The 22,762-nt window shown below is 66.7% G+C and carries 22 protein-coding genes and 1 pseudogene; 12 read left to right on the top strand and 11 right to left on the bottom strand.

Going from position 1 to position 22,762, the window contains the following annotated elements; genetic code table 11:
* Positions 1 to 9: 9 nt before the first annotated feature.
* Positions 10 to 561, bottom strand: coding sequence for a peptide-methionine (S)-S-oxide reductase MsrA (msrA, locus tag FAZ69_RS24620; protein WP_136897709.1), 552 nt, complete (start codon positions 559 to 561; stop codon positions 10 to 12).
* A 317-nt stretch (positions 562 to 878) separates the two neighbouring features.
* Here msrA and FAZ69_RS24615 point away from each other — a divergent pair, with 317 nt between their 5' ends.
* A complete protein-coding gene (locus FAZ69_RS24615) occupies positions 879 to 1,388 on the top strand; it encodes a flavin reductase family protein (RefSeq protein WP_136897708.1) in 510 nt (169 codons plus the stop codon).
* Positions 1,389 to 1,416: 28 nt separating this feature from the next.
* Here FAZ69_RS24615 and FAZ69_RS24610 read toward each other — a convergent pair whose 3' ends face one another.
* Positions 1,417 to 1,908, bottom strand: coding sequence for an Lrp/AsnC family transcriptional regulator (locus tag FAZ69_RS24610; RefSeq protein WP_136897707.1), 492 nt, complete (start codon positions 1,906 to 1,908; stop codon positions 1,417 to 1,419).
* Between the two features lie 130 nt (positions 1,909 to 2,038).
* Between FAZ69_RS24610 and kynB the strand changes: the two genes are divergently transcribed.
* From kynB to FAZ69_RS24580, 6 genes are all read left to right on the top strand, one after another.
* On the top strand, positions 2,039 to 2,686 hold the full coding sequence (gene kynB, locus FAZ69_RS24605) for an arylformamidase (protein WP_136897706.1): 648 nt from the start codon (positions 2,039 to 2,041) through the stop codon (positions 2,684 to 2,686).
* Positions 2,687 to 2,746: 60 nt separating this feature from the next.
* Positions 2,747 to 3,997 carry a kynureninase gene (gene kynU / locus FAZ69_RS24600; RefSeq protein ID WP_136897705.1) on the top strand — a complete coding sequence of 417 codons (1,251 nt, stop codon included), beginning with the start codon at positions 2,747 to 2,749 and terminating at the stop codon, positions 3,995 to 3,997.
* Between the two features lie 16 nt (positions 3,998 to 4,013).
* Positions 4,014 to 4,982, top strand: a complete 969-nt coding sequence (gene kynA / locus FAZ69_RS24595; RefSeq protein ID WP_169708757.1) for a tryptophan 2,3-dioxygenase — start codon at positions 4,014 to 4,016, stop codon at positions 4,980 to 4,982.
* 307 nt (positions 4,983 to 5,289) lie between these two features.
* Complete coding sequence (gene dalD, locus FAZ69_RS24590; RefSeq protein ID WP_136897704.1) at positions 5,290 to 6,687, top strand: D-arabinitol 4-dehydrogenase; 1,398 nt, start codon at positions 5,290 to 5,292, stop codon at positions 6,685 to 6,687.
* 86 nt (positions 6,688 to 6,773) lie between these two features.
* A complete protein-coding gene (gene xylB / locus FAZ69_RS24585) occupies positions 6,774 to 8,255 on the top strand; it encodes a xylulokinase (protein WP_136897703.1) in 1,482 nt (493 codons plus the stop codon).
* A 21-nt stretch (positions 8,256 to 8,276) separates the two neighbouring features.
* Complete coding sequence (locus FAZ69_RS24580) at positions 8,277 to 9,230, top strand: sugar-binding transcriptional regulator (RefSeq protein ID WP_136897702.1); 954 nt, start codon at positions 8,277 to 8,279, stop codon at positions 9,228 to 9,230.
* Between the two features lie 143 nt (positions 9,231 to 9,373).
* Here the strand turns inward: FAZ69_RS24580 and FAZ69_RS24575 are convergent, their stop codons facing one another.
* The 7 genes from FAZ69_RS24575 to FAZ69_RS24545 all read right to left on the bottom strand — a co-directional run bounded on the left by FAZ69_RS24575 (position 9,374) and on the right by FAZ69_RS24545 (position 17,283).
* A complete protein-coding gene (locus FAZ69_RS24575; protein WP_169708756.1) occupies positions 9,374 to 11,005 on the bottom strand; it encodes a methyl-accepting chemotaxis protein in 1,632 nt (543 codons plus the stop codon).
* 106 nt (positions 11,006 to 11,111) lie between these two features.
* Positions 11,112 to 12,227, bottom strand: a complete 1,116-nt coding sequence (locus FAZ69_RS24570) for an ABC transporter ATP-binding protein (RefSeq protein ID WP_136897700.1) — start codon at positions 12,225 to 12,227, stop codon at positions 11,112 to 11,114.
* A gap of 45 nt (positions 12,228 to 12,272) precedes the next feature.
* The gene (locus FAZ69_RS24565) at positions 12,273 to 12,989 is read right to left on the bottom strand and encodes an HAD family hydrolase (RefSeq protein WP_136898004.1); all 717 of its coding nucleotides are present in this window, start codon (positions 12,987 to 12,989) and stop codon (positions 12,273 to 12,275) included.
* 2 nt (positions 12,990 to 12,991) lie between these two features.
* The gene (locus FAZ69_RS24560; protein WP_136897699.1) at positions 12,992 to 13,855 is read right to left on the bottom strand and encodes a carbohydrate ABC transporter permease; all 864 of its coding nucleotides are present in this window, start codon (positions 13,853 to 13,855) and stop codon (positions 12,992 to 12,994) included.
* A gap of 79 nt (positions 13,856 to 13,934) precedes the next feature.
* On the bottom strand, positions 13,935 to 14,870 hold the full coding sequence (locus tag FAZ69_RS24555) for a carbohydrate ABC transporter permease (protein ID WP_136897698.1): 936 nt from the start codon (positions 14,868 to 14,870) through the stop codon (positions 13,935 to 13,937).
* Positions 14,871 to 15,090: 220 nt separating this feature from the next.
* Positions 15,091 to 16,416 carry an ABC transporter substrate-binding protein gene (locus FAZ69_RS24550; RefSeq protein ID WP_136897697.1) on the bottom strand — a complete coding sequence of 442 codons (1,326 nt, stop codon included), beginning with the start codon at positions 16,414 to 16,416 and terminating at the stop codon, positions 15,091 to 15,093.
* Between the two features lie 90 nt (positions 16,417 to 16,506).
* On the bottom strand, positions 16,507 to 17,283 hold the full coding sequence (locus FAZ69_RS24545) for an L-iditol 2-dehydrogenase (protein ID WP_136897696.1): 777 nt from the start codon (positions 17,281 to 17,283) through the stop codon (positions 16,507 to 16,509).
* A 276-nt stretch (positions 17,284 to 17,559) separates the two neighbouring features.
* On the opposite strand from FAZ69_RS24545, the gene FAZ69_RS24540 reads away from it, so the two are divergent.
* The 5 genes from FAZ69_RS24540 (at position 17,560) to FAZ69_RS34580 (ending at position 21,818) form a co-directional block, all read left to right on the top strand.
* Entirely contained in the window at positions 17,560 to 18,033 is a 474-nt protein-coding gene (locus tag FAZ69_RS24540) for a Fur family transcriptional regulator (RefSeq protein WP_136897695.1), read from the top strand.
* 69 nt (positions 18,034 to 18,102) lie between these two features.
* On the top strand, positions 18,103 to 19,023 hold the full coding sequence (locus FAZ69_RS24535) for a metal ABC transporter solute-binding protein (protein ID WP_240702455.1): 921 nt from the start codon (positions 18,103 to 18,105) through the stop codon (positions 19,021 to 19,023).
* Complete coding sequence (locus FAZ69_RS24530; RefSeq protein WP_240702454.1) at positions 19,020 to 19,937, top strand: ABC transporter ATP-binding protein; 918 nt, start codon at positions 19,020 to 19,022, stop codon at positions 19,935 to 19,937. The genes FAZ69_RS24535 and FAZ69_RS24530 overlap by 4 nt, the downstream gene beginning before the upstream one ends.
* Positions 19,930 to 20,712 (top strand): metal ABC transporter permease, encoded by a 783-nt coding sequence (locus FAZ69_RS24525; protein WP_136898002.1) that lies wholly within the window; start codon positions 19,930 to 19,932, stop codon positions 20,710 to 20,712. Before FAZ69_RS24530 ends, FAZ69_RS24525 begins: the two co-directional genes overlap by 8 nt.
* 335 nt (positions 20,713 to 21,047) lie before the next feature.
* Positions 21,048 to 21,818, top strand: a complete 771-nt coding sequence (locus FAZ69_RS34580) for an amino acid permease (RefSeq protein WP_136897693.1) — start codon at positions 21,048 to 21,050, stop codon at positions 21,816 to 21,818.
* On the opposite strand, the gene fghA is transcribed toward FAZ69_RS34580, so the two are convergent.
* Positions 21,782 to 22,630 carry an S-formylglutathione hydrolase gene (gene fghA / locus FAZ69_RS24515; protein ID WP_136897692.1) on the bottom strand — a complete coding sequence of 283 codons (849 nt, stop codon included), beginning with the start codon at positions 22,628 to 22,630 and terminating at the stop codon, positions 21,782 to 21,784. The two genes, FAZ69_RS34580 and fghA, sit on opposite strands and share 37 nt — an antisense overlap.
* Positions 22,631 to 22,644: 14 nt before the next feature.
* Positions 22,645 to 22,762: pseudogene (locus FAZ69_RS24510) on the bottom strand (zinc-binding dehydrogenase); the annotation flags it as partial.

The raw sequence follows: 22,762 nt of genomic DNA, 5'->3' as shown, positions 1-22,762 counted from the left end.
GCCGCGCCTTCACACCCCAGGCTTCATCCGGTGCGCGAATTTCTGGCGGAATTTCGCCACCTTCGGCGCGACGACGAACGCGCAATACCCTTGCTCGGGATGCTGTGCGAAATAGTTCTGGTGATAGGCCTCCGCAGGCCAGTAGTTGCCGTCGAGCGGCAGGACCTGCGTGACGATCTGCCCGTCGTAGAGACCCTCGGCGGCGATCTCGCGGATCACCTGGAGCGCGGTCTCGCGCTGCGCCTCCGAGTGCGTGAAGATCACCGACCGGTATTGCGTGCCGACATCGTTGCCCTGCCGGTTCAACTGCGTCGGATCGTGGATCGCAAAGAAGATCTCGAGAATGTCCTTGTAGCCGATCTTCGCCGGATCGAACTCGACCTTCACGACTTCGGCGTGGCCGGTGCGGCCGTCGCAGACGTGCTCATAGGTCGGATGCTCGACCGTGCCGCCCGCATAGCCGGATTCGACCGCGCTGACCCCGTCGACGCCCAGGTACACCGCCTCGAGACACCAGAAACAACCGCCGCCCAGCGTGGCGGTCTCGCTTGCTTGAGTCATGCCTGCTCCTCGTTGATTGCCGCGCCTCGCGTGCCTGGAGCACGCGTTCGGAAGACTGCGGGCCAAGCGTCGCGCCGATATGCCACCGGCAACGCGAGCGCCGAATGCGCCATTCCTCCGCCGCTCAGCTTAGCCTTTTTTGCGAAGGCCGGCGCAATGCCCTCGTCCAATGGCCGGCCTACCCGTCGGCACGGGAGATTCCGTTAAAATCGGGGCAACTCGCCGATCTTCTACATGACTTTCGATTCTTTCGATTCAGTTCCCCTGCTTCCCCGGCAGCGCGCCGCCCTGAAGCCCCGCTCCGGAGGCCACGCCCGATGAAGCGCGCCAGCCCGCCCAATTTCGATACCCGCGCATTCAAGCAGGCGCTCGGCCAATTCGCCACCGGCGTCACGGTCATCACGACACGCGCGTCCTCGGGCCAGTTGATCGGCATCACCGCGAGCTCGTTCAACTCGGTTTCGCTCGATCCGCCGCTCGTGCTCTGGAGCCTTTCGACCAAATCGGCGTCGATGCCGGTGTTCCAGACCAACAGCCACTATGTCGTCAACGTGCTGGCCGCGTCGCAGCTCGATCTCTGCCAACGCTTCGCCACGCTCAAGGGCGACCGCTTCGCGGGCGTCCCGCACTCGGCGGGCGATTCGGGGATGCCGGTGCTGGAGGGCGCGCTCGCCTGGTTCGAGTGCCACAACCGCAGCCGCTACGAGGAAGGGGACCACGTGATTTTTGTCGGCGAGGTCGAGCGCTGCGGGGTGCATGAAAACGCCGCCGATCTGAAGCCGCTCGTATTTCAAGGCGGCGAATTCCACGGGCTCGACCCGCTCTGACGCGGGACGCAACTGCGCGCGCCGCCCGCTACCGCTCCGTTTCCGGCGTCAGCCCGACCGGCACGCCGGTGTCTTCCTTGAGCGTCTGCAAGACGATGTTCGAGCGGATGTCCATTACCCCGGGCGCCTTGTAGAGCTTGGAAATCACGAAGTCCGAGTAGTGCTTGAGGTTGTGGGCGAGCACGCGCAGCACATAGTGGCTCTCGCCCGTCACGACGAACGCGCCGACCACCTCGGGCCATTCGCGCAGCGCGTCGGCGAAGTGCTCGTGCCAGTTCTCCTGATCGTTGCGCATCGACACCTGCACGAACGCTTCCAGCTCGTAGCCGAGCGCTTCCTTGTTCAGGCACGCCCGGTACCGCTCGATCACCCCCTGCTCTTCGAGTAGCCTCAGCCGGCGCAGGCACGCCGAAGGCGACAGCGCGATCCGTTCGGCCAGGTCGAGATTGCTGATCCGCCCCTCGCTCTGGAGGACGGTGAGGATACGGCAATCGGTGGCGTCAAGTGAGATCGCATTCATTTTTGGTCTCCCTTTTCGACTTATCTCGAATTATGTTCTAGCCGGGGCGTCTGCGGGCGACTATTTCGCAAGCACTTTCTACTCGGTCTTGCCTATCATCGAAAGCATCGAGATAACGAGATACGGAGACATGGAAACGCTCTGGGACATCACCCCCGCCATCGACACCGCCACCCCTGTCTGGCCCGGCGACACCCCGGTCGGCATCGAGCGCGTCTGGAAGATGGAGGCCGGCTCGCCCGTCAACGTGGCGCGCGTGACGCTCTCGCCGCACACCGGCGCGCATACCGACGCACCGCTTCATTACGACGCCGAGGGCGCCGCGATCGGCGCCGTGCCGCTCGACGCCTACCTCGGGCGCTGCCGCGTGATCCACTGCGTGGGCGCGGCGCCGCTCGTGACGCCCGAGCATATCGCCGCGAGCCTCGCCGCGAATCTCACCGATCTGCCGCCGCGTGTGCTGTTGCGCACTTACGCGCGCGCCCCGCTCGCCGCCTGGGACAGCGCGTTCTGCGCGGTCGCCCCCGAGACCATCGACCTGCTCGCCGCGCGCGGCGTGAAGCTCGTCGGCATCGATACGCCGTCGCTCGACCCCCAGGAGTCGAAGACGATGGACGCGCACCACCGCATCCGCGCGCATCGGATGGCGATCCTCGAAGGCATCGTGCTCGATGCGGTGGCGCCCGGCGACTACGAGCTGATCGCCCTGCCCCTCAAATTCGCGACGCTCGATGCGAGCCCGGTGCGCGCGGTGCTGCGCGCGCTGCCGGCCGCGTGAGCGGCGCGCGGCCCCAAGGCAACACGACACAACCCACTGGAAACCGGAAACGCCTCCGCCATGAAACACCGTGAAGAAGCCCTCGCGCTCGACCGCGACGATCCCCTCGCCCCTCTGCGCGGCCAGTTCGCGCTCCACCCCGGCGTCATCTATCTCGACGGCAACTCGCTCGGCGCGCCGCCCGCCGCGGCGGCGGCCCGCGCGCAAGCGGTGATCGGCAGCGAATGGGGCGAGGGCCTGATCCGCAGCTGGAACACCGCCGGCTGGTTCGCGCTGCCGCGCCGCCTCGGCAACAAGCTCGCGCCGCTGATCGGCGCGGCCGAGAACGAGGTCGTCGTCACCGATACGATCTCGATCAACCTGTTCAAGGTGCTGTCGGCGGCGCTCAAGCTCGCGCATGAACGGGATCCGAAGCGGCGCGTGATCGTCTCCGAGTGCTCGAACTTCCCGACCGATCTCTACATCGCGCAGGGCCTCATCGAGCAGCTCGACCGCGGCTACGAGCTGCGCCTCGTCGACGATCCGTCGGAGCTGCCGGAGGCGATCGGCAGCGACACGGCCGTCGCCATGATCACGCACGTGAACTACCGCACCGGCTACATGCATGACATGGCCGCGCTCACCGGGATGATCCATCAGGCGGGCGCGCTCGCGCTGTGGGATCTCGCGCACTCGGCGGGGGCGGTGCCGGTCGACCTGAACGGCGTCGGCGCCGACTACGCCGTCGGCTGCACGTACAAGTACCTGAACGGCGGACCCGGCTCGCCCGCGTTCGTCTGGGTGCCGCACCGTCACCAGAACGCGTTCGCGCAGCCGCTCTCCGGCTGGTGGGGCCATCGCACGCCGTTCGCGATGAACCCGCGCTACCAGCCCGACGACGGCATCGGCCGCTTCCTCTGCGGCACGCAGCCGATGGTGTCGATGGCGCTCGTCGAGGCCGGGCTCGACGTGTTCCTGCAGACCGACATGCAGACGATCCGCCGCAAGTCGCTCGCGCTGACCGACCTCTTCATCGAGCTCGTCGAGACGCGCTGTGCGGGCATGTCGCTCAAGCTCGTCACGCCGCGCGCGCATGTGCAGCGCGGCTCGCATGCGAGCTTCGAGCATCCGCACGGCTATGAGGTGATGCAGGCGCTGATCGCGCGCGGCGTGATCGGCGACTATCGTGAGCCGCACGTCCTGCGCTTCGGCTTCACGCCGCTCTATACGCGCTTCGTCGACGTCTGGGATGCCGTCGAGACGCTGCGCGACGTGCTCGCCACCGAGGCGTGGCGCTCGCCCGAGTTCGCCGCGCGCGGCTCGGTGACGTAAGGCGAGGAGAATTGCGATGACCGACCATATGCAATTGCCGGAAGACGCGCGAGCCGACGACGCGCAGGCCACGCCCCGGACGCCGCAAGGCGGCTGCCCCTTCGGCCACGGCAGCGAGGGCGCGGCGCACGCGGCGCCCGGCCAGCACGTCCCCGAAGCCAACGACACCGGCTGGCACGATGCGCAGCTCGATTTTTCGAAGTCGATGAGCTACGGCGACTATCTCTCGCTGGAGAAGATCTTGTCGGCACAGCATCCGCTCTCGCCCGATCACAACGAGATGCTGTTCATCATCCAGCACCAGACGAGCGAGCTCTGGATGAAGCTCGCGCTCTACGAGCTGCGCGCCGCGCTCGCCTGCGTGCATCGCGACGACCTGCCGCCCGCGTTCAAGATGCTCGCGCGCGTCTCGCGCATCCTCGAGCAGCTGGTGCAGGCGTGGAACGTGCTGGCGACGATGACGCCGTCCGAATACACGGCGATGCGGCCGTACCTGGGCGCGTCGTCGGGGTTCCAGTCGTACCAGTACCGGCAGATCGAATTTTTGCTCGGCAACAAGAACGAGCAGATGCTCAAGCCGCACGCGCATCGTCCGGAGATCTTCGCCGAGGTGAAAGCGGCGCTCGAAGCGCCGTCGTTCTACGACGAAGTCGTGCGCCTGCTCGCGCGGCGCGGCTTTCCGATCGCGCCCGCGCGGCTCGAGCGCGACTGGACGCTGCCGACGGAGCACGACGCGTCGGTCGAGGCGGCGTGGCTCGAGGTCTATCGCAATCCGACGCAACACTGGGAGCTCTACGAGATGGCCGAGGAGCTCGTCGATCTCGAGGACGCGTTCCGGCAGTGGCGGTTCAGGCACGTGACGACGGTCGAGCGGATCATCGGTTTCAAGCAAGGCACCGGCGGCACGAGCGGCGCGCCGTATCTGCGCAAGATGCTGGATGTCGTGCTGTTTCCCGAGCTTTGGCACGTGCGGACTGTGCTTTGAACCTGTTGTAGACGCCCTCGGGCGTTCGTCCATTCACATAAGAGCAGCCCGGCGGCAACGCCGGGCTGTTTTGCTTGTGCGCCGCAGCATCTGCGACGCGATCCCGCTCGGCAAGGCGCGCGTCACGCCACACCCCTTCACGCGCCGCAACGCGCCATCGAAATGCTCCCGTCACTGCCTTGACTTTCGACAACCCGAATACGATCATTCGTTCATTGTGCGAGCAAATGCTCCAATCACATCGACCAAGAAAGCGGCCCGGACCACAACGCGTCCTGAGCCGCCTATCCAGCTGGAGACACACCCCATGGACAACTCAAGCGGCGCCGGCACGAACGTGATCCTGCACATCGGCGCGGGATCGTTTCATCGCGCGCATCAGGCGTGGTATCTGCACCGGTTGAACGAGGCATCCCCGGCGAGCGAGCGCTGGTCGCTCACGGTCGGCAACATCCGCGGCGACATGAACTCCGTGCTCGACGCGCTCGCCGCGCAGGACGGCGTCTACACGCTGGAGACCGTGACGCCGCAAGGCGAGCGCGCCTACGAGACGATCCGCTCGATTCAGCGAGTCGTGCCGTGGTCGGCGTCGCTCGCTGAGCTCGTCGAGGCGGGCGCCGATCCGGCCTGCAAGATCGTGTCCTTCACCGTCACCGAAGGCGGCTACTACCTAGACGAGCACGACCGCCTCGACGCCGCCAATCCCGATCTCGCCGCCGACTTGAAAGGCGCGCGCGCCACGATTTACGGCGCGCTCGCGGCGATCCTCGAAGCCCGGATGCAGCGCGGCGTGGGACCCGTCACGCTGCAAAGCTGCGACAACCTGCGCAGCAACGGCGAGCGCTTTCACGCAGGGATGCGCGCGTTCCTCGAGCAGCGCGGACAAGCGAACCTGCTCGCGTGGTTCGGTGCGAACACCGCCTGTCCGAACTCGATGGTCGACCGCATCACGCCGCGCCCGACCGACGACGTGCGCGAACGCGTGCTCGCCGCGACGGGCTTTGCCGACGCCTGCCCGGTAATGGGCGAGGCGTTCATCCAATGGGTGATCGAAGACCGCTTCTGCGCGGGACGCCCGGCGTGGGAGCGCGTAGGCGCGGAGCTCGTCGAATCGGTGCTGCCGTACGAGGAGGCGAAGATCCGCATCCTCAACGCGACGCACAGCTGCATCGCGTGGGCCGGCACACTCGTCGGCCTGAGCTACATCCACGAAGGCACGCTCGACGCCGACATCCGCCGCTTCGCCCACGACTACGTGACCGAAGACGTGATCCCGTGTCTCACGCCGAGCCCGCTCGATCTCGCGCGCTACCGCGACGTGGTGCTCGACCGCTTCAGCAACCCGTACATCCTCGACACGAACCAGCGCGTCGCCGCGGACGGCTTCTCGAAGATCCCCGGCTTCATCGCGCCGACGCTCGCCGAATGCGTCAAGCGCGGCGTAGAGCCAGCGGCGACGGCCATGCTGCCCGCGCTGTTCTTCCGCTTTCTCGACCGCTGGCAGCAGGGCCTGCTGCCCTACGCCTACCAGGACGGCGTGATGGACGAGCCCGCGGCGCGCGCGTTCTTCGCCGCCCCGGATCCGCTTGCCGCATTCTGCGCGGATCGCCTGCTGTGGGGCGGCATGGCCCAGAGCGCGCCGCTCGAAAATGCGGTGCGCGCGGCGCTCTCACGTGTGGATGCATGGCTCGCGAAACGCGCGTGAGGTCGGCGATTCGGGGTGAGCGCCCATTGTCGTTGCATGCGCCGCGCGGCTAAAGTAGCGCATTCTCAACGACCAGCCCCCTGCCCATGTATCTCGGCATCGACCTCGGCACGTCCGAAGTGAAAGTGCTGCTGCTCGCCCCCGGCGGCAACGTGATCGGCACCGCAGGTTCGCCGTTCACGGTCTCGCGCCCGCACGCCCGCTGGGCCGAGCAGAACCCCGCCGACTGGTGGAACGGCACGCGCGCCGCGATCTCCGCATTGCGCGCGGCCCATCCCGCCGCGTTCGCGCAGATCCGCGGCATCGGCCTGTCGGGCCAGATGCACGGCGCGGTGCTGCTCGATAGCGAAGACCGCATACTGCGGCCAGCAATCCTCTGGAACGACATGCGCAGCGTCGACGAATGCGCCGAGCTGACCGAGCGTGCGCCGGACCTGCATCGCATCGCAGGCAATCTCGCGATGCCCGGCTTCACCGCGCCGAAGCTGCTGTGGGTCGCGCGCCATGAACCCGAGGTGTTCCGGCAGACCGCCTGCGTTTTGCTGCCGAAGGATTACCTGCGCCTGCAGCTGACGGGCGGCAAGGTCTCCGATCCGTCCGACGCGGCCGGCACGCTGTGGCTCGACGTCGCCAAGCGCGACTGGTCCGATGCGCTGCTCGCCGCGTGCAACATGGATCGCTCGCAGATGCCGCGGCTTGCCGAAGGCAGCGCACCCTCGGGCGTGCTGCGCGCCGAGCTCGCGCGCGAGTGGGGCCTCTCAGGCGAAGTCGTGGTCGCGGCAGGCGGCGGCGACAACGCGACGAGCGCCATCGGCATCGGCGCGACGCAGCCCGGCGACGGCTTCGTGTCGCTCGGGACGTCGGGCGTGCTGTGCGTCGTCGGCGACCGCTTCCGGCCGAATCCCGCGTCGGCCGTGCATGCGTTCTGCCACGCGATTCCGGATCGCTGGCATCAGATGAGCGTGGTGCTGTCGGCGGCGAGCTGCCTGCGCTGGGTCTGCAAGCTCACCGGCACCGACGAGCCCACGCTGCTCGCCGAAGTCGAGGCGCTCGACGGCAACGCGCTTGCGGGCGCCCCGCTGTTCCTGCCGTACCTCTCCGGCGAGCGCACGCCGCACAACGACCCCTACGCGCAAGGCGTCTTCTTCGGCATGACGCACGCCACCGATCGCGCGCTGCTCGGCTACGCGGTGCTCGAAGGCGTGACGCTCGCGCTCGCCGACGGGCTCGACTCGCTCGCCGCGGCCGGCACCGAGGTGAGCGCGCTGTCGCTGATCGGCGGTGGCGCGCGCAGCACGTACTGGGCGCAGCTCATCGCCGACGCGCTCGCCACCACGACGCGCAAGCACGGCGGCGGCGAGACGGGCGCCGCGCTCGGTGCGGCGCGCCTCGGCTGGCTCGCCGCGGGCGGCGACCCGGCGCAGGTGCTTTCCAAGCCGCCGGTCCAGGCCGAGTTCGCGCCGAACGCCGGACGTCACGCGCAACTGCGCGAGCGGCTTACCGCCTACCGCGAGCTGTACCGCCATGTGCAGCCGCTTTTCGAGCCGTCGCGCAAACGGCTCGCATAACCCTTCGATTCCAGCGACATCGTGCCCAAATCCAACGAAAAACTCGATCTCGCGACGCGCGCAGCCTGGCTCTACTACGTCGCCGGCAACACGCAGAACGAGATCGCCGAAAAGCTTCAGGTGTCGCGCCCGGTCGCACAACGGCTCGTCGCGTTCGCGGTCGAGAAGAACCTGATCCGCGTGCGCGTCGACCATCGGCTCGCCGACTGCCTGGCGCTGGCCGACCAGCTCTCGGCGCGCTACGGGCTATCGATGTGCGAAGTCGTGCCGATCGACGCCGACAGCCCCGAAGCGCTCGACCGCAAGCTCGCCGTGGCCGGCGCGCAGGTGATGGAGCGCTACCTGATCGCCGAGAAGCCGATGGTGATCGCGGTGGGCAGCGGCCGCACGCTGAAGGCGGCGGTCGACCAGATCGCGCAGCTCGACCGTCCGCAGCACCGGCTGGTATCGATGGTCGGGGCGATTGCCCAGGACGGTTCGTCGAACCGCTACGACGTCGCGCTGCATATCTCGGAGAAGACGGGCGGCAAGCACTTCCTGCTGCCGGCGCCGCTCATCGCCGATAACGAAGCGGAGCGCGCGCAGTGGTGCAGTCACCGGCTGTATCGGATCGTCGAGGCGCTCTCGGGCGAGGCTGATGTCGCGTTTGTCGGGATCGGCAATATCGGGCCGCTTTGTCCGCTGCATGAAGACGGGTTCATCACCACCGACGAGCTGAACGAGCTGATGGAGCTGGACGCGGTGGCGGAGATGCTGGGTCTGCCGATCGACGCCGACGGCAAGCGCATCGAATCGCCCACCGGGCGGCGCGTGACGAGCATCCGGCTCGGTTCGCCGCCGAAGCGGCCGACGATCGGGTTTGCGGGCGGGGAGAGAAAGCGCGGGGCGGTGATGGCTGCGCTTAAAGGCGGGTGGCTGTCGGGGCTCGTGACCGATGAGGTTTGCGCGCGGGCGGCGTTGGAGGGGGGGGCATGAACTTTACCCGCCCCGCCGCCTTCTTTGCCGTCGTCGAAACGGGCAGCGTGACGGCCGCCGCCGAACATATCCACGTGAGATGGATTGCGAAATGAGCCTGGAGGAGGCCCGCCCCTATCCTCCGGCTTCCAAAAAACGCCCGTTCACGCCACCAACGGCAACGCCACGACCCGCCGCCCGAATGCAAGCCCTTCGCTGCCGGCGTGAGCTGCGGGCTCCAGCGTAAACGCGGACGCGGCTCGCAGCAGCAGGTCCCCCTGTTCCGCCATCGATGAGGCCGCCGCTGCCGCCTGTTCGACGAGGGCTGCATTCTGTTGCGTGACCTCATCGATGTTCTCGAGGGCATGGGCGATTTCATCGATGCCGACGCTCTGCTCCCCCGACGCAAGCGAGATCCCGTTGATCATGCCGCTCACGCGCGCGACCGAGCCGGACACTTCGCCGATCGTGCCACGCGCGCCTTCGACAAGCTCCGCGCCGGCCTGCACCTGCGCGACCGAATCGCGGATCAACGCCTTGATTTCCTTTGCCGCCACGGCGCTTCGCTGCGCGAGCGTGCGCACCTCGCCCGCGACGACAGCGAAGCCCCGCCCCTCCTCTCCCGCACGGGCAGCCTCGACGGCGGCATTCAGCGCAAGGATATTGGTCTGGAATGCGATGCCCTCGATCACGCCGACGATCTCTCCCACCTTCGTCGAGCTGGCCCGGATGCCCAGCATCGTATCGACCATGCGCTGCACCTCGTCGCCGCTCGTCTGCGCCGTGGTCGTCGCGGTCTGCGCCATCGATGCCGCCTGGCCGGCGGTTTCGGCGGTCTGGTGTACCGCCGCATTGAGCTTTGCCATCGCGTCGACGGTTTGCCGCAACGAATTGGCCTGACTCTCGGTCCGTCGCGACAGGTCGAGATTGCCTTGCGCGATTTCGGCCGAGGCGACCGAGATCGACCCGCTTGCGTGCTTGACATGCGCAATCATGGACGCCAGCTGGTCGCGCATGAACGCGAGCTTCGCCATCAGGCTGTCCTCATCGCCGGGCCGGACGCGGACCGCGACCGACAGGTCGCCGGCCGCGATCCGGCCGGTCAGGTGCGCGGCAACGCGCGGCTCGCCCCCGAGCTGCCGAAGCACGCCGCGCGCAATGATCACCGAGATCGCCACGGCGAGCGCCGAGGAGCACACGATGAAAGCGAGCACGGTGGCAATGGTCTGGTGATAGTCGGACTGCGCGGCGGCGCCCTCCTTCGCCGCGGCCGCGTCGTTGTTGGCGACGATCCCGGCAAGCTCGCGATCGAGCGAGGCCCGCCCCGCGGCGGCGGCCCCCATGATCTGCTGCATGGCATCGGCCTGGTTGCCGTCGGCCAGCGCGGCGCGGATCTTGCGATCCACGTTCACATACTGCGTGAACGCATCGGACACGCGCCTCGCGGCGGCCTGCGCGTCCGGGCCTTCACGCGCCGCCAGCGTGCGAAATTCAGCCAAGGCGGCCTGGAACGCGGCCATGCCCGCGTCGATGACATCCGTGCTGTGCTTGAGATCCACAGGGGTGTTCGCGCCCGCAGCGAGAAATTCGCCGAGCGCCATCTCGCGCACGGACGAGGCCATCTGAAGGCTGCTCCGCACCGCGGGAAGCTGCGTGCCCTGCAGACTCGTCACACGGTCGTTGCCGTGCCGCATTTCGACGATCGCGATGCCGCCCAGCATCACGAGCAGCGCGACCATGGCCGCCGAGCCGGCTAGCAGCTGAGCAAAGATATTGAGTCGATCAAACGCGCGCATCGAGGCCCCCTGGCCAGTTGTCGAGTTTACCAATCGATCTACTCTGGGCCTGCCATCGCATTGGCGGCCGTGCCCCACGAATGCTCCCGTTCGAGCCCCCTCATCCTCACGCCGCCGACCGCACCTCCACGATCCGCCGATCGAACGCCTTCCCATCGCTATCGAACAGATGGCAGTGATCCGGCGTCGCGCCGAGCTTGAGCGTCGCTCCCTTGTCGTGCTGATCGAGCGGCGGAATGCGCGCGATCAACCCATCCGGCGCCACTGCCGACTCCGCATACAGATACGCGGCATCCCCCAGCGATTCCACCGTCATCGTCCGCGAAGCGATGCCGTCGTCGCCCGCGCCGGCGATATGCAGATGCTCGGGCCGGATCCCGACCGTCACCGCGTCGCCCACGCGCGCATTGCCCGGCTCGACCGCGCAGCGCTGCGTTTCGCCCGTCTCGTAGCGCACGAGCACGCCGTCGGCCGTCACCGCGTTGACGACGCCGTTCAGGAAGTTCATCTTCGGCGATCCGATGAAGCCCGCCACGAAGCGGTTCGCCGGCGCGTGATAGAGCCGGTTCGGGCTCCCCACCTGCTCGACGTTGCCCGCCGACAGCACGACGATCTTGTCCGCGAGCGTCATTGCCTCGACCTGGTCGTGCGTCACGTAGATCATCGTCGTCTTCAATTCGTCGTGCAGCCGCGCGAACTCGAGCCGCATCTTCACGCGCAGCGCCGCGTCGAGGTTCGAGAGCGGCTCGTCGAACAAAAACACCTTCGGCTTGCGCGTGATCGCGCGGCCGATCGCGACGCGCTGCCGCTGGCCGCCCGACAGCTGCTTCGGCTTGCGCTCGAGCAGGTGATCGATGTGCAGGATCTTCGCTGCGTTCTTCACTGCGGCGTCGATCTCGGGCTTCTTCGCGCCCGCGAGCTTCAGGCCGAACGCCATGTTGTCGTAGAGCGTCATGTGCGGATAGAGCGCATATGACTGAAACACCATCGCGATGCCGCGCTTGGCGGGCGGCACGTCGTTCATGCGCGTGCTGTCGATGTTGAGGTCGCCGGCGCTGATGTCTTCGAGTCCCGCGATCATCCGCATCAGCGTCGTCTTCCCGCAGCCGCTCGGGCCGACGAAGACGACGAACTCGCCGTCGTTGATGTCGAGGTTCACGTTGCGCAGCACCTCGTTGTCTTCATAGCGCTTCGCCACGTTGCGCAATGTCACGCTTGCCATGATCTGTCTCCCGTCTATTCAAGTTCCGTTCAAGCCCACGCCAACTCAGTGGACGTTCAGCGCCCCGCTTACCCGCCATTGCTCCACGAGCCGCGGCAGCTCGCTCATGTCGTCGAACACGTGCCGCGCGCCGACGCCGCGCAATGCATCCATCTGCGCGCTCGTCGCGTGGCCGCCGCCGATAAAGCCGATCACCGTCATCCCCGCGGCGGTCGCGGCGGTCACGCCCGTCACGCTGTCCTCGACGACGAGGCACGCCTCCGGCGGCGCGCCCAGCGAGCGCGCCGCCGCCAGATAGACGTCCGGCGCGGGCTTCGGCAACTCGACACTGTCCGCACAAAACAAGCGGTGGCCGAAGAAGCGCGTGAGCCCGGTGCGCGTCAGCACCGCCTCGACGTAGTCGGTATAGCTGTTGCTCGCGCACGCCTTGGTCAGGTCGATCTGCGCGAGCGCCGTCTCGATCCCGGCGACCATCGGCGCTTCTATCGCCGCCGCCTCGACCGCGCGGCGGATCGCCTCGATGTCGCCGGCCGAGAGCGTCCTGCCGAGCTGCGCCGCGGCGCCGGCCAGCACGCGCTCGATGCGCAGGCCGAGCAGCGGCATCACGACCGGCTCGACGTCGGCGTCGGGCCAGCGCGCTTCCAGCTCGCTCACGAGCATCTGCGCGGCGACGGCTTCGCTGTCGATCAGCACGCCGTCGCAATCGCAGATCAGCACCGACTTGCCGCCGTTGGCCTCGCCGCGCTTCGCGTAAGCGGTCATGGTCATTTGACCGCCCCGAACGTGAGGCCGCGCACGAGCTGCTTCTGCGACAGCCAGCCGACGATCAGGATCGGCGCCACGGCCAGCAGCGACGCGGCCGACAGCTTCGCCCAGAACAACCCTTCAGGGCTCGAGTACGACGCGATGAACACCGTGAGCGGCGCAGCGTTCGAGCTCGACAGGTTGATGCTCCAGAACGCCTCGTTCCACGACAGGATCACGAGCAGGAGCGCAGTCGATGCGAGCCCCGGCAGCGCCATCGGCATCAGCAGGTAGACGATCTCCTGCCAGGTCGCCGCGCCGTCGATGCGCCCGGCTTCGAGAATGTCCTTCGGAATCTCGTTGAAATAGGTGAACGCCATCCACACCGCGATCGGCAGGTTCATCAGCGAGTAGACGACGACGAGCCCCCAGACGGTGTCGAGCATGCCGGCGTTCTTCCACATCACGTAGATCGGCACGAGCACGCCGACCGACGGCATCATCTTCGTCGACAGCATCCACAGCAGCACTTTCTGCGTGCGCTGGTTCGGGAAGAACGCCATCGCATAGGCGCACGGCACCGCGAACACCAGGCAGATCGCCGTGACGCCGGCCGAGATCAGCACCGAGTTCCAGGCGAACGCGAAGTAGTTGCTGCGCGCGAACACCTCGCGGAAGCTCTCGAGCGTCGGGATGAAGAACAGCGACGACGCGTACGCCTGCTGCTCGGTCTTGAAAGCAGTGATCGTCATCCAGAAGATCGGGAAGAAGAGCGCCGCGGCGATCAGCCAGGCGATCACGCCCGGCAGCACCTTCTTGATCGCGCCAAGCACCGGCGACGGTGCGCGATATTGCACGGGGTTTTGCAAAGTGGGGCTGCTCATGATGCCTCCTGCCGGGCCGCCCCCGAGGGGGCATCCGCCCCCTCGGGGGGCAGCGAACGAATGTGAGCGTGGGGGTGGTTCATTTCTCGTACTCCCCTTTGAGGTTCTTCGCCAGCATGCGCACGAGGAAGAACGACACGATGTTCGCGAGCACCACGGCAAGAATGCCGCCCGCCGAAGCGAGGCCCACGTCGAACTGCTGCAGGCCGACCGCGTAGATCAGGTACGACAGGTTGGTGGTCGCGTTGCCGGGACCGCCGGCCGTCGTCGTATAGATCTCGGCGAAGATCGACAGCAGGAAAATCGTCTCCATCATCACGACGACCGCGATGGCGCGCTTCAGGTGCGGCAGCGTGATGAAGAAGAACATCGAGAACGGGCCGGCGCCGTCGATCTTGGCGGCTTCCTTCTGCTCCTGGTCGAGCGACTGGATCGCAGTGAACAGGATCAGGAACGCGAACGGCAGCCACTGCCACGCGACGATGACGACGACCGCCGTGAGCGGATAGGTGGCGAACCAGTCGATCGGCTGCAGGCCGAGCGCGCGCATCGCATCGGCGACGAGACCGTACACCGGATGCAGGATCATGTTCTTCCAGATCAGCGCGCTCACTGTCGGCATTACGAAGAACGGCGCGATCGCGAGCAGGCGCGCGATGCCCTGGCCGTAGAACTTGCGGTCGAACAGCACCGCCATCAGCACGCCGCCCACCACCGTGATGATCAGCACCGAGCCGATCAATTCGATCGTGTGCAGGATCGACGGCACGAACGACGGATCGGTGACGAGGAACCGGTAGTTGTCGAGGGCGGCAAAGCCCTTCAGGTCCGGGTTCAGCAAGTTGTAGCGCGAGAACGAATACCAGATCGTCATCGCGAGCGGAATCGCCATCCAGAGCAGCAGCACCGACACGGACGGCGCGATCAGCCAGCGCGACGAGGACGCGCGCCGCTCTTCGCGTTCGTGCTCGGTGAGCGCTGGGGCGTGGGTGAGGGGAAGATGAAGATGACGCATGTTCGGGACACCTCTCAAGAAAACGCCGGGCCGCACCAAGTTTTTCGCCCCGAAGGAAGTCCCCTTGGGTGATTGCCCCCCTCGGGGGGCCTGGCGCGTAGCGCCAGGTTTGGAAGCCCATCTGACTCGTGCGCGGGCCGCGCGAGAATGGCGGCCCGCTGTGCTGCGGAGTCCTGCGTGCGGCGCGCCGGGGAGTGCGCCTCACGCGGGACGCGTTACGTCATTTCTGATAGCCGGCCTGCTGCACCGCGCGGTTGGCGGTCGCCTGGCCCGCGGCCAGCGCCTGATCGACGGTCATCTGGCCCGCGATGGCGCCGGCGATGCTCTGCCCGACCACCGTGCCGAACGACTGGAACTCAGGGACGCCGACGAACTGCACGCCCGTGTACGGCACCGGCTTCGCGGTCGGATGGTTCGGATCGGCGGTCTGGATCGCCTTCAGCACAAAGCTCGCGAACGGCGCGGCCTGCTGGTACTCGGGGCGCGCGTAAGTCGATTCGCGCGTGCCCGGCGGCACCGACGCCCAGCCCTCATCCTTCGCGACCATCTCGATGTAGCCCTTCGAGGTCGCCCAGGTGATGAACTTCTTCGCCGAGTCCGGCTGCTTCGACGACTTCGGAATCGCGAGCGCCCACGACCACAGCCAGTGCGAGCCGTTTGGCGTGACTTCGATCGGCGCGGGGGCGAAGCCGATCTTGTCGGCGACCTGCGACTGCTGCTTGTTGTACAGCATGCCGGCCGCGACCGTCGCGTCGATCCACATCGCGCACTTGCCCGAGGACATCAGCGTCAGGTTCTCGTTGAAGCCGTTCGAGCTCGCTCCCGGAGGGCCGTCTTTCTTGAGCAGGTCCACATAGAACGTGATCGCCTTCTTCCATTCGGGCGAGGTCAGCTGGGCATGCCAGCCCTCGTCGAACCAGCGGCCGCCGAAGGTGTTCACGACCGTCGTCGAGTAGGCCATGTTCTCGCCCCAGCCCGCCTTGCCGCGCAGGCAAATGCCGTAGACGCCGTTGGCCTTGTCGTTGAGCTTGTCGGCGAACTCCGCGATCTGGGTGTAGGTCGGCTGATCCGGCATCTTCAGGCCCTTCGCCGCAAACAGGTCCTTGCGGTAGTACGTCATCGAGCTCTCGACGTAGAACGGCAGCGCATAAAGCGTGCCGTTGTACGACAAGCCATCGCGCGCGGTCTTCACGACGTCGTTCAGGTCGTAGTCGGCCGGCAGGTTGGCCATCGGCGCGAGCCAGCCGCGCTTGCCCCACTGCGGCGCTTCGTACGTGCCGATCATCATCACGTCGAACTGGCCGCTGTTGGTCGTGATGTCGGTGGTCGCGCGCTGACGCAGCACGTTTTCCTCGAGCACCACCCAGTTGAGCTTGATGTCCGGATTGGCCTGCTCGAAGGCGGGCGAGAGCTTCTTCAGCTCGATCATGTCCGGGTTGTTCAACATCGCGATCGTGATCGTCTGCGCGGCCGATGCGCCAAGCGCCGTGCACGCCAGGGCGGCGCCGCATAGCGCCTTGAGCGTGGGTCTAAACGTTCGTTTCATGCTTGTCTCCTTTCTCTTGTGCGTTATGAATCGTTATGGGATCGCTCGCCTTTTCAGGGTAGGCGGTACTGCGCGTTGTTGCGGGGGAAATCAGCTCATCCAGTTGCCACCGTCGACGTTCAGCGTCTGCGCGGTGATGTAGTCGGCATCGGCCGACGCCAGGAACAGCGCGGCGCCGGTCAGGTCGGCCGGCACGCCCATGCGGCCGAGCGGCACCGCCTCGCCGACGAGCCGCTTCTTCTCGCCGAGCGGCCGGTTCTCGTAGCGTGCGAAAAGCGCGTCGACCTGGTCCCACATCGGCGTATCGACGACGCCCGGCGCAATGCCGTTGACGTTGATCTTGTGCGGCGCGAGCGCGAGCGCCGCCGACTGCGTGTAGCTCAGCACCGCCGCCTTGGTCGCGCAGTAGTGCGAGACGAGCGCTTCGCCGCGCCGGCCCGCTTGCGACGACATGTTGATGATCTTGCCGCCGCGCCCCTGCTCGACCATGCGGCGCGCGACCGCCTGCATCAGGAAGAACATGCCCTTCACGTTGACGGCGAAGAGCTTGTCGAAGATGTCCCAGGATTCGTCGACGAGCGGGCGCATGTCGAAGAGCGCAGCGTTGTTGAAGAGGATGTCGACGCCGCCGAAGTGCTGGACGGTGACCGCGACGATCCCATCGATGTCCTCGCGGCGCGTGACGTCCGCGCTGACCGCGTGGACGCGCTCGGGGTACGTCTCAATGAGACGCTGCGCGAACTTGGCCGTCGGCTTCACGTCGACCAGCACGCACTTCGCGCCTTCGTCGAGATAGCGCAGCGCCACGGCTTCTCCGATGCCGCTAGCGGCACCCGTCAGGATCGCGACCTTGTCTTGCAGTCTCACTGCATGTCTCCGAATCGTTGTGCTTTGCTTCGCGTGGTGAGCGAACGCTCAGCGATAGAGCAATTGCTCGGTTATTGATCGAATGATCGGATACGCGTTGGGCACTGTCAAGGTGAAGCAATGGATTTCGATGGTGCGGTGCGGTAGAGCAGCGCGGAGCGCGGCGCTCCAGGAAGGAAACCGGAACGCTTTTGATTGACGCGAGGAAGCCGCTTATCGGCACAAAATCGCGATACGTTATATCATCGCCACTTCAGCGATCCCGGATTCACCGTCATGTCCGCCGACCACGTCCACTCTTCCGCCGAGCGTCTCGCGCGCGCCGACGCCTATGCCGTCGAACACGACCTGACGCTCACGCCGCTGCGCCGGCAGGTCTACGAGCTGATCGTCACGGCCGCGAAGCCGATCGGCGCCTACGACCTGCTCGCCGCGCTCGAGCCGCAGCGCGGCCGCGTGCCGCCCACCACCGTTTATCGCGCACTCGAATTCCTCGTCGAAAACGGCTTCGTGCATCGCATCGAATCGCGCAACGCGTTCGTCGCCTGCTGCGAGATCGGCAAGCCGCACCAGAGCCAGTTCCTGATTTGCGAGCGCTGCGGCGAAACCGTCGAGATTCCCGGCGAGGAGCTCGCCGAGCGGCTGTCGGCGTCGCCGCCCGCGCACGGCTTCGAGGTGCACAAGCAGGTGGTCGAGCTCACCGGCCTGTGCGGCGAATGCAAGTCGAAGTCCAAGGAAGCGGGCGCCTGAGCGCCGCGCACCACCGTTTTATGACCCCGCGCCGCCGCTCGGCCGGACACCCATGATAGGAACACAAGAATGAATGCAATCGGACCCATGCAGGGCATCGCGCGCCGCGCGCTGAAACTGTCGAAGCTCATCGCGGCGGGCGCAGCGGCGCTGGCGTTCTGCAACGCCGCGTTTGCGCAGAACGCGAAGATTCCCGTCGTCGCCGCGGAAAACTTCTACGGCGACGTCGTGCAGCAACTTGGCGGCAGCCATGTCGACGTGACGAGCATCCTCAGCAATCCGGACCAAGACCCGCACCTCTTCGAAGCGAGCCCGAAGACGGCCCGCGCGCTGCAGCACGCGAGCCTCGTCGTCTATAACGGCGCCGACTACGACCCGTGGATGACCAAGCTCCTCGACGTGTCGAAGAACGCGAAGCGCACGGTGATCATCGCCGCCGACCTCGTCGGCAAGAAGGCCGGCGACAACCCGCACCTCTGGTACGACCCGGCGACCATGCCCGCAGTCGCGCGCGCGGTCAGCGCGGCGCTCGTGACGGCCGACCCGGCGCACAAGGCCGACTACGACGCGAACCTCGCGAAGTTCCTCGATTCGCTGAAGCCCATCGACGCCAAGGTCGCCGCGCTGCGCGCGCGCTACGCGGGCGTGCCGGTGACAGCGACCGAGCCCGTGTTCGGCTACATGTCGGACGCGATCGGCCTCGCGATGCGCAACCCGAGCTTCCAGCTTGCGGTGATGAACAACACCGAGCCGAGCGCGTCGGACATCGCCGCGTTCGAGAAAGACCTGCGCGAGAAGCGCGTGCGCGTGCTGATCTACAACAGCCAGGCGACCGAGGCGCTGACCAGGCGCATGCTCAAGCTTGCCCAGCAATCGAAGGTGCCGGCGATGAGCGTCACGGAGACGGAGCCTGCGGCCAAGAACTTCCAGAAATGGATGGCCGTGCAGCTCGACGCGCTGTCGGCCGCGCTCGAAGGAAAGGGACAATGAGCGTTTCAGGCAGCAAGCCGCGGCACGCGCTCGAGCTCGAGCGCGTGACGCTCGAGCTCGGCGGACGCACGATCCTCACCGAGACGAGCCTCACCGTGAACCAGGGCGAATTCATCGGCGTGCTCGGCCCGAACGGCGCGGGCAAGACGACGCTGATGCGCGCGGTGCTCGGCCTCGTGCCCGCGGCGAGCGGCACGATCCGCGTGGCGGGCGAACCCGTTGCGCGCGGCAATCCGGCGATCGGCTACATGCCGCAGACGCGCAGCGCGCTCGCCGGCCGTCGCGTGCGCGGCCGCGACTTTGTCGCGATGGCTGCCGACGGACACCGCTGGGGCCTCCCGAGCGCCGATGCGAAGACGCGCGCGAACGTCGAGCGCGCGCTCGATCTCGTCGGCGGCCGCGCGCTCGCGGAACGGCCGCTCTCCGAGCTGTCGGGCGGCGAGCGGCAGCGCCTCTTGCTCGCGCAATGCCTGCTCGGCGAACCGCGCCTCTTGCTGCTCGACGAGCCGCTCATCAGCCTCGATCCGAATCACCAGCGCGGCGTCGTCGAGCTCGTGCGCCACGTGCAGCGCGAGCTCGGCATCACCGTGCTGTTCTCCGCGCACGAGCTCAATCCGCTCCTGAACGCGCTCGACCGCGTGCTGTATCTCGGCAGCGGCGTCGCCGCGCTCGGCACCGTCGACGAAGTCATCACGAAGCCGGTGCTCTCGCGCCTGTACGGCTCGCCGATCGACGTGATGCGCATGAACGGGCGCATCTTCGTGATGTCGGGCGACGTCGAGGTCGAAAAGCACGACCACGAGCATGAAAACGATCACGGCCATGGCGGCCATGCGCATGACCACGAGCACGGCCACGCGCACGCGGCAGGCGCGCCCCACTCCTCTCGCGACGGACACAAGCACGATGTTTGAATACGATTTCATGATCAACGCGTTCGCCGCATCGGGGATCGTCGCGGTGCTCGCGGGCATCGTCGGCTACTTCCTCGTGATGCGCGGACAGACGTTCGCCGGGCACGCGCTCTCGCATGTCGGCTTCACGGGCGCGACGGGCGCGGTGCTGATCGGCATCTCGCCGATCTGGGGGATGATCGGCTTCACGGTCGCGGCCGGCGTCGGCATGGGGGCGCTCGGCGAAAAGCTCGCAGGGCGCGATGTGGCGATCGGCGTGACCCTGTCGCTGTCGCTCGGCTTCGGGCTCCTGTTCCTGCACTTCTTCACCGCCTACGCGACGCAGGTCACCGCGCTCCTCTTCGGCAACGTGCTCGGCGTGAATACCTCGACGCTCGCGGTGCTCGCCGGCATCGGCGCCTTCAGCCTGATCGCGCTCGGTGCGATCATGCGTCCGCTCCTGTTCGCGTCGCTGCAGCCGGAGCTGGCCGAGGCGAAAGGCGTGTCGCTGCGGCTCGTGTCCGTGCTGTTCCTGACGATCGCGGCGCTGGCCGTGGCGGCCTGCACGCAGATCGTCGGCGTGCTGCTCGTGTTCACGCTGATGGTCGGGCCGGCGGCGGCGGCGCAGAACCTGTCGACGCGGCTCTCCATGGGCCTGCTGCTCGCCGCACTCTTCGCGCTCGCGCAGGCGTGGCTCGGTGTCACGCTCGCGTTCTACACCGATTGGCCCACGAGTTTCTGGATCACCGCGCTCGCAGCGGTCGTCTATGGCTTGAGCTTGCTCGCGCGACGTTGAACGCTCGGAAGCCTGCCTGACTTTTCCTAATGCAAACAGCCCCGCATTCCGGGGCTGTTTGCATTGGGCCAGGATTTCCCGCTTTTCGAGAGCAATCGAAAAATCGCCCTGGAAAAAATCAACCAATTAATCCAGCACGCCGATTTTTCTAAAAATAAATAGAAATCGCGCTCTAGAAACGGCGCTGAAATTTACCGCACCCTGCGGCTCGAACCCTCACCAGGCCAACCAAGCACGAGAAACCGGTTGACCAGAGTCAAACGCCTTTTCAAGTTATCGGCAATCGCTTACACCAGCTGCACGTCTCGGTCGGCACCGGCATCGGTACGCGCGCCGTGTTCTCGCTGGCCCTGATCCTCGGCCTGATGTCGATCGCGCGGCTCGGCGGCAAGGTGATCGTCAAGGCGATGAGCATCCTCGTCTATCCGTTCGTGTGCGCGCTGATGCTGCTCGCCGTCTACCTGATCCCGCAATGGAACGGCTCGGCCCTCGAGCAAGCCGGCAGCCTGGGCCGCGCGCGCTCGAGCGGCGCCTTCTACAAGACCCTGTGGCTCGCCATCCCGGTGATGGTGTTCTCGTTCAACCACTCGCCGATCATCTCGTCGTTCGCGGTCGACCAGCGCAAGCTGCACGGCACCGACGCCGAGAAGGTTTCCGGCCGCGTACTGATCCGCGCTCACGTGACGATGGTGCTGTCGGTGGCGTTCTTCGTGTTCAGTTGCGTGTTCAGCCTGTCTCCGGCCGATCTCGCCGCAGCCAAGGCGCAGAACCTCTCGATCCTGTCCTACCTGGCCAACCACTTCCAGAACCCGGTGATCCTGGGCATGATCGAAACGCTGGGCGGCCCGAAGGTGTCGCTCGACAAGGTGATCGCCGCCATGTACGAAACGGGCAAGGATATGGATGCCAAGTACCGCGAAACGTCGTGCGGAGGTTTAGCGTTGCAGATCACGGCGGAAAGCAAGGGCGTGGGCACCCAGGCTATTCGCTGGGTGGATGGATGCGGTGTTGGCGGCGTGATCGGACGCCACCGTTGCGGTAGCGTCCTAGTGCGCTTGCCAGGCGCATTTCACGCGCACAGCACCTTCGCGTGGTGCGCGAGGTGATCGCTCATGAACGTCGAGATGAAGTAATACCCGTGGTCGTACCCCGCGTGACGGCGCAGCGTGAGCGGCTGGCCCGCCGCGCGGCATGCGGCTTCGAAGACATCCGGGTTCAGTTGGGTCGGCAGGAACTGATCGGCAAGCCCTTGGTCGATGAGAATGCCTTCGGCGAACTTCGCGCCGCCCGAGCGCGCCACCAACTCGCTCGCGTCGTACCGCTTCCACGTTTCGCGATCCGCTCCCAGGTAGCCGGAGAACGCCTTCTCGCCCCACGGACACCGCATCGGCGCCGCAATCGGCGCAAACGCCGACACGCTGCGGTAGATCCCCGGATTGCGCAGCGCCAGCGTCAACGCGCCGTGCCCACCCATCGAATGCCCGAAGATGCCGAGCTTGCCGCCCTCGACCGGCAGCTCGGCCAACACCGTCTCGCGCAGTTCGTCGACGACGTACGAGCCCATCCGGTAGTGCTTCGACCACGGCGCCTCGGTCGCATCGACATAGAACCCGGCTCCGGCGCCGAAGTCCCACGATGCGCTCTCGCCCTCCACGCCCGCGCCGCGCGGGCTCGTATCGGGCGAGATCAGCGCGATCCCGTGCTGCGCCGCGAAGCGCTGCGCGCCCGCCTTGATCGCGAACGTCTCCTCGGTGCAAGTGAGTCCTGCGAGATAGAACAGCGCGGGTACGCGAGTGTGCGCGGCCTGCGGCGGCAGATACGCGGAGAACCGCATCGGCAAGCCGATCGCGCGCGAGTCGTGCCGGTAGATGCGCTGCACGCCGCCGTGGCACGCGTGCTCTTCGACGATGTCGAGCATGCCCCGCCTCCCGCTCAATACAGCACGACCGAGCGAATCGATTCGCCCTTCTTCATCAGCTCGAAGCCGTCGTTGATCTTCTCGAGCGGCAGCGTGTGCGTGATGAGGTCGTCGATGTTGAGCTTGCCTTCC

Origin of the sequence: Trinickia terrae, assembly GCF_005144415.1 — a bacterium.
In the GTDB taxonomy this organism is placed as follows: domain Bacteria; phylum Pseudomonadota; class Gammaproteobacteria; order Burkholderiales; family Burkholderiaceae; genus Trinickia_A; species Trinickia_A terrae.
The sequence above is the reverse complement of the archived record's forward strand: the minus strand, read 5'-3'. Positions and strand labels throughout refer to the sequence as shown.

Bases quoted from the DNA above. Each gene is read 5' to 3' on its own strand.
- msrA (WP_136897709.1), bottom strand. From the start codon at position 561: ATGACTCAAGCAAGCGAGACCGCCACGCTGGGCGGCGGTTGTTTCTGG.
- FAZ69_RS24615 (WP_136897708.1), top strand. From the start codon at position 879: ATGAAGCGCGCCAGCCCGCCCAATTTCGATACCCGCGCATTCAAGCAG.
- FAZ69_RS24610 (WP_136897707.1), bottom strand. From the start codon at position 1,908: ATGAATGCGATCTCACTTGACGCCACCGATTGCCGTATCCTCACCGTC.
- kynB (WP_136897706.1), top strand. From the start codon at position 2,039: ATGGAAACGCTCTGGGACATCACCCCCGCCATCGACACCGCCACCCCT.
- kynU (WP_136897705.1), top strand. From the start codon at position 2,747: ATGAAACACCGTGAAGAAGCCCTCGCGCTCGACCGCGACGATCCCCTC.
- kynA (WP_169708757.1), top strand. From the start codon at position 4,014: ATGACCGACCATATGCAATTGCCGGAAGACGCGCGAGCCGACGACGCG.
- dalD (WP_136897704.1), top strand. From the start codon at position 5,290: ATGGACAACTCAAGCGGCGCCGGCACGAACGTGATCCTGCACATCGGC.
- xylB (WP_136897703.1), top strand. From the start codon at position 6,774: ATGTATCTCGGCATCGACCTCGGCACGTCCGAAGTGAAAGTGCTGCTG.
- FAZ69_RS24575 (WP_169708756.1), bottom strand. From the start codon at position 11,005: ATGCGCGCGTTTGATCGACTCAATATCTTTGCTCAGCTGCTAGCCGGC.
- FAZ69_RS24570 (WP_136897700.1), bottom strand. From the start codon at position 12,227: ATGGCAAGCGTGACATTGCGCAACGTGGCGAAGCGCTATGAAGACAAC.
- FAZ69_RS24565 (WP_136898004.1), bottom strand. From the start codon at position 12,989: ATGACCGCTTACGCGAAGCGCGGCGAGGCCAACGGCGGCAAGTCGGTG.
- FAZ69_RS24560 (WP_136897699.1), bottom strand. From the start codon at position 13,855: ATGAGCAGCCCCACTTTGCAAAACCCCGTGCAATATCGCGCACCGTCG.
- FAZ69_RS24555 (WP_136897698.1), bottom strand. From the start codon at position 14,870: ATGCGTCATCTTCATCTTCCCCTCACCCACGCCCCAGCGCTCACCGAG.
- FAZ69_RS24550 (WP_136897697.1), bottom strand. From the start codon at position 16,416: ATGAAACGAACGTTTAGACCCACGCTCAAGGCGCTATGCGGCGCCGCC.
- FAZ69_RS24540 (WP_136897695.1), top strand. From the start codon at position 17,560: ATGTCCGCCGACCACGTCCACTCTTCCGCCGAGCGTCTCGCGCGCGCC.
- FAZ69_RS24535 (WP_240702455.1), top strand. From the start codon at position 18,103: ATGAATGCAATCGGACCCATGCAGGGCATCGCGCGCCGCGCGCTGAAA.
- FAZ69_RS24530 (WP_240702454.1), top strand. From the start codon at position 19,020: ATGAGCGTTTCAGGCAGCAAGCCGCGGCACGCGCTCGAGCTCGAGCGC.
- FAZ69_RS24525 (WP_136898002.1), top strand. From the start codon at position 19,930: ATGTTTGAATACGATTTCATGATCAACGCGTTCGCCGCATCGGGGATC.
- fghA (WP_136897692.1), bottom strand. From the start codon at position 22,630: ATGCTCGACATCGTCGAAGAGCACGCGTGCCACGGCGGCGTGCAGCGC.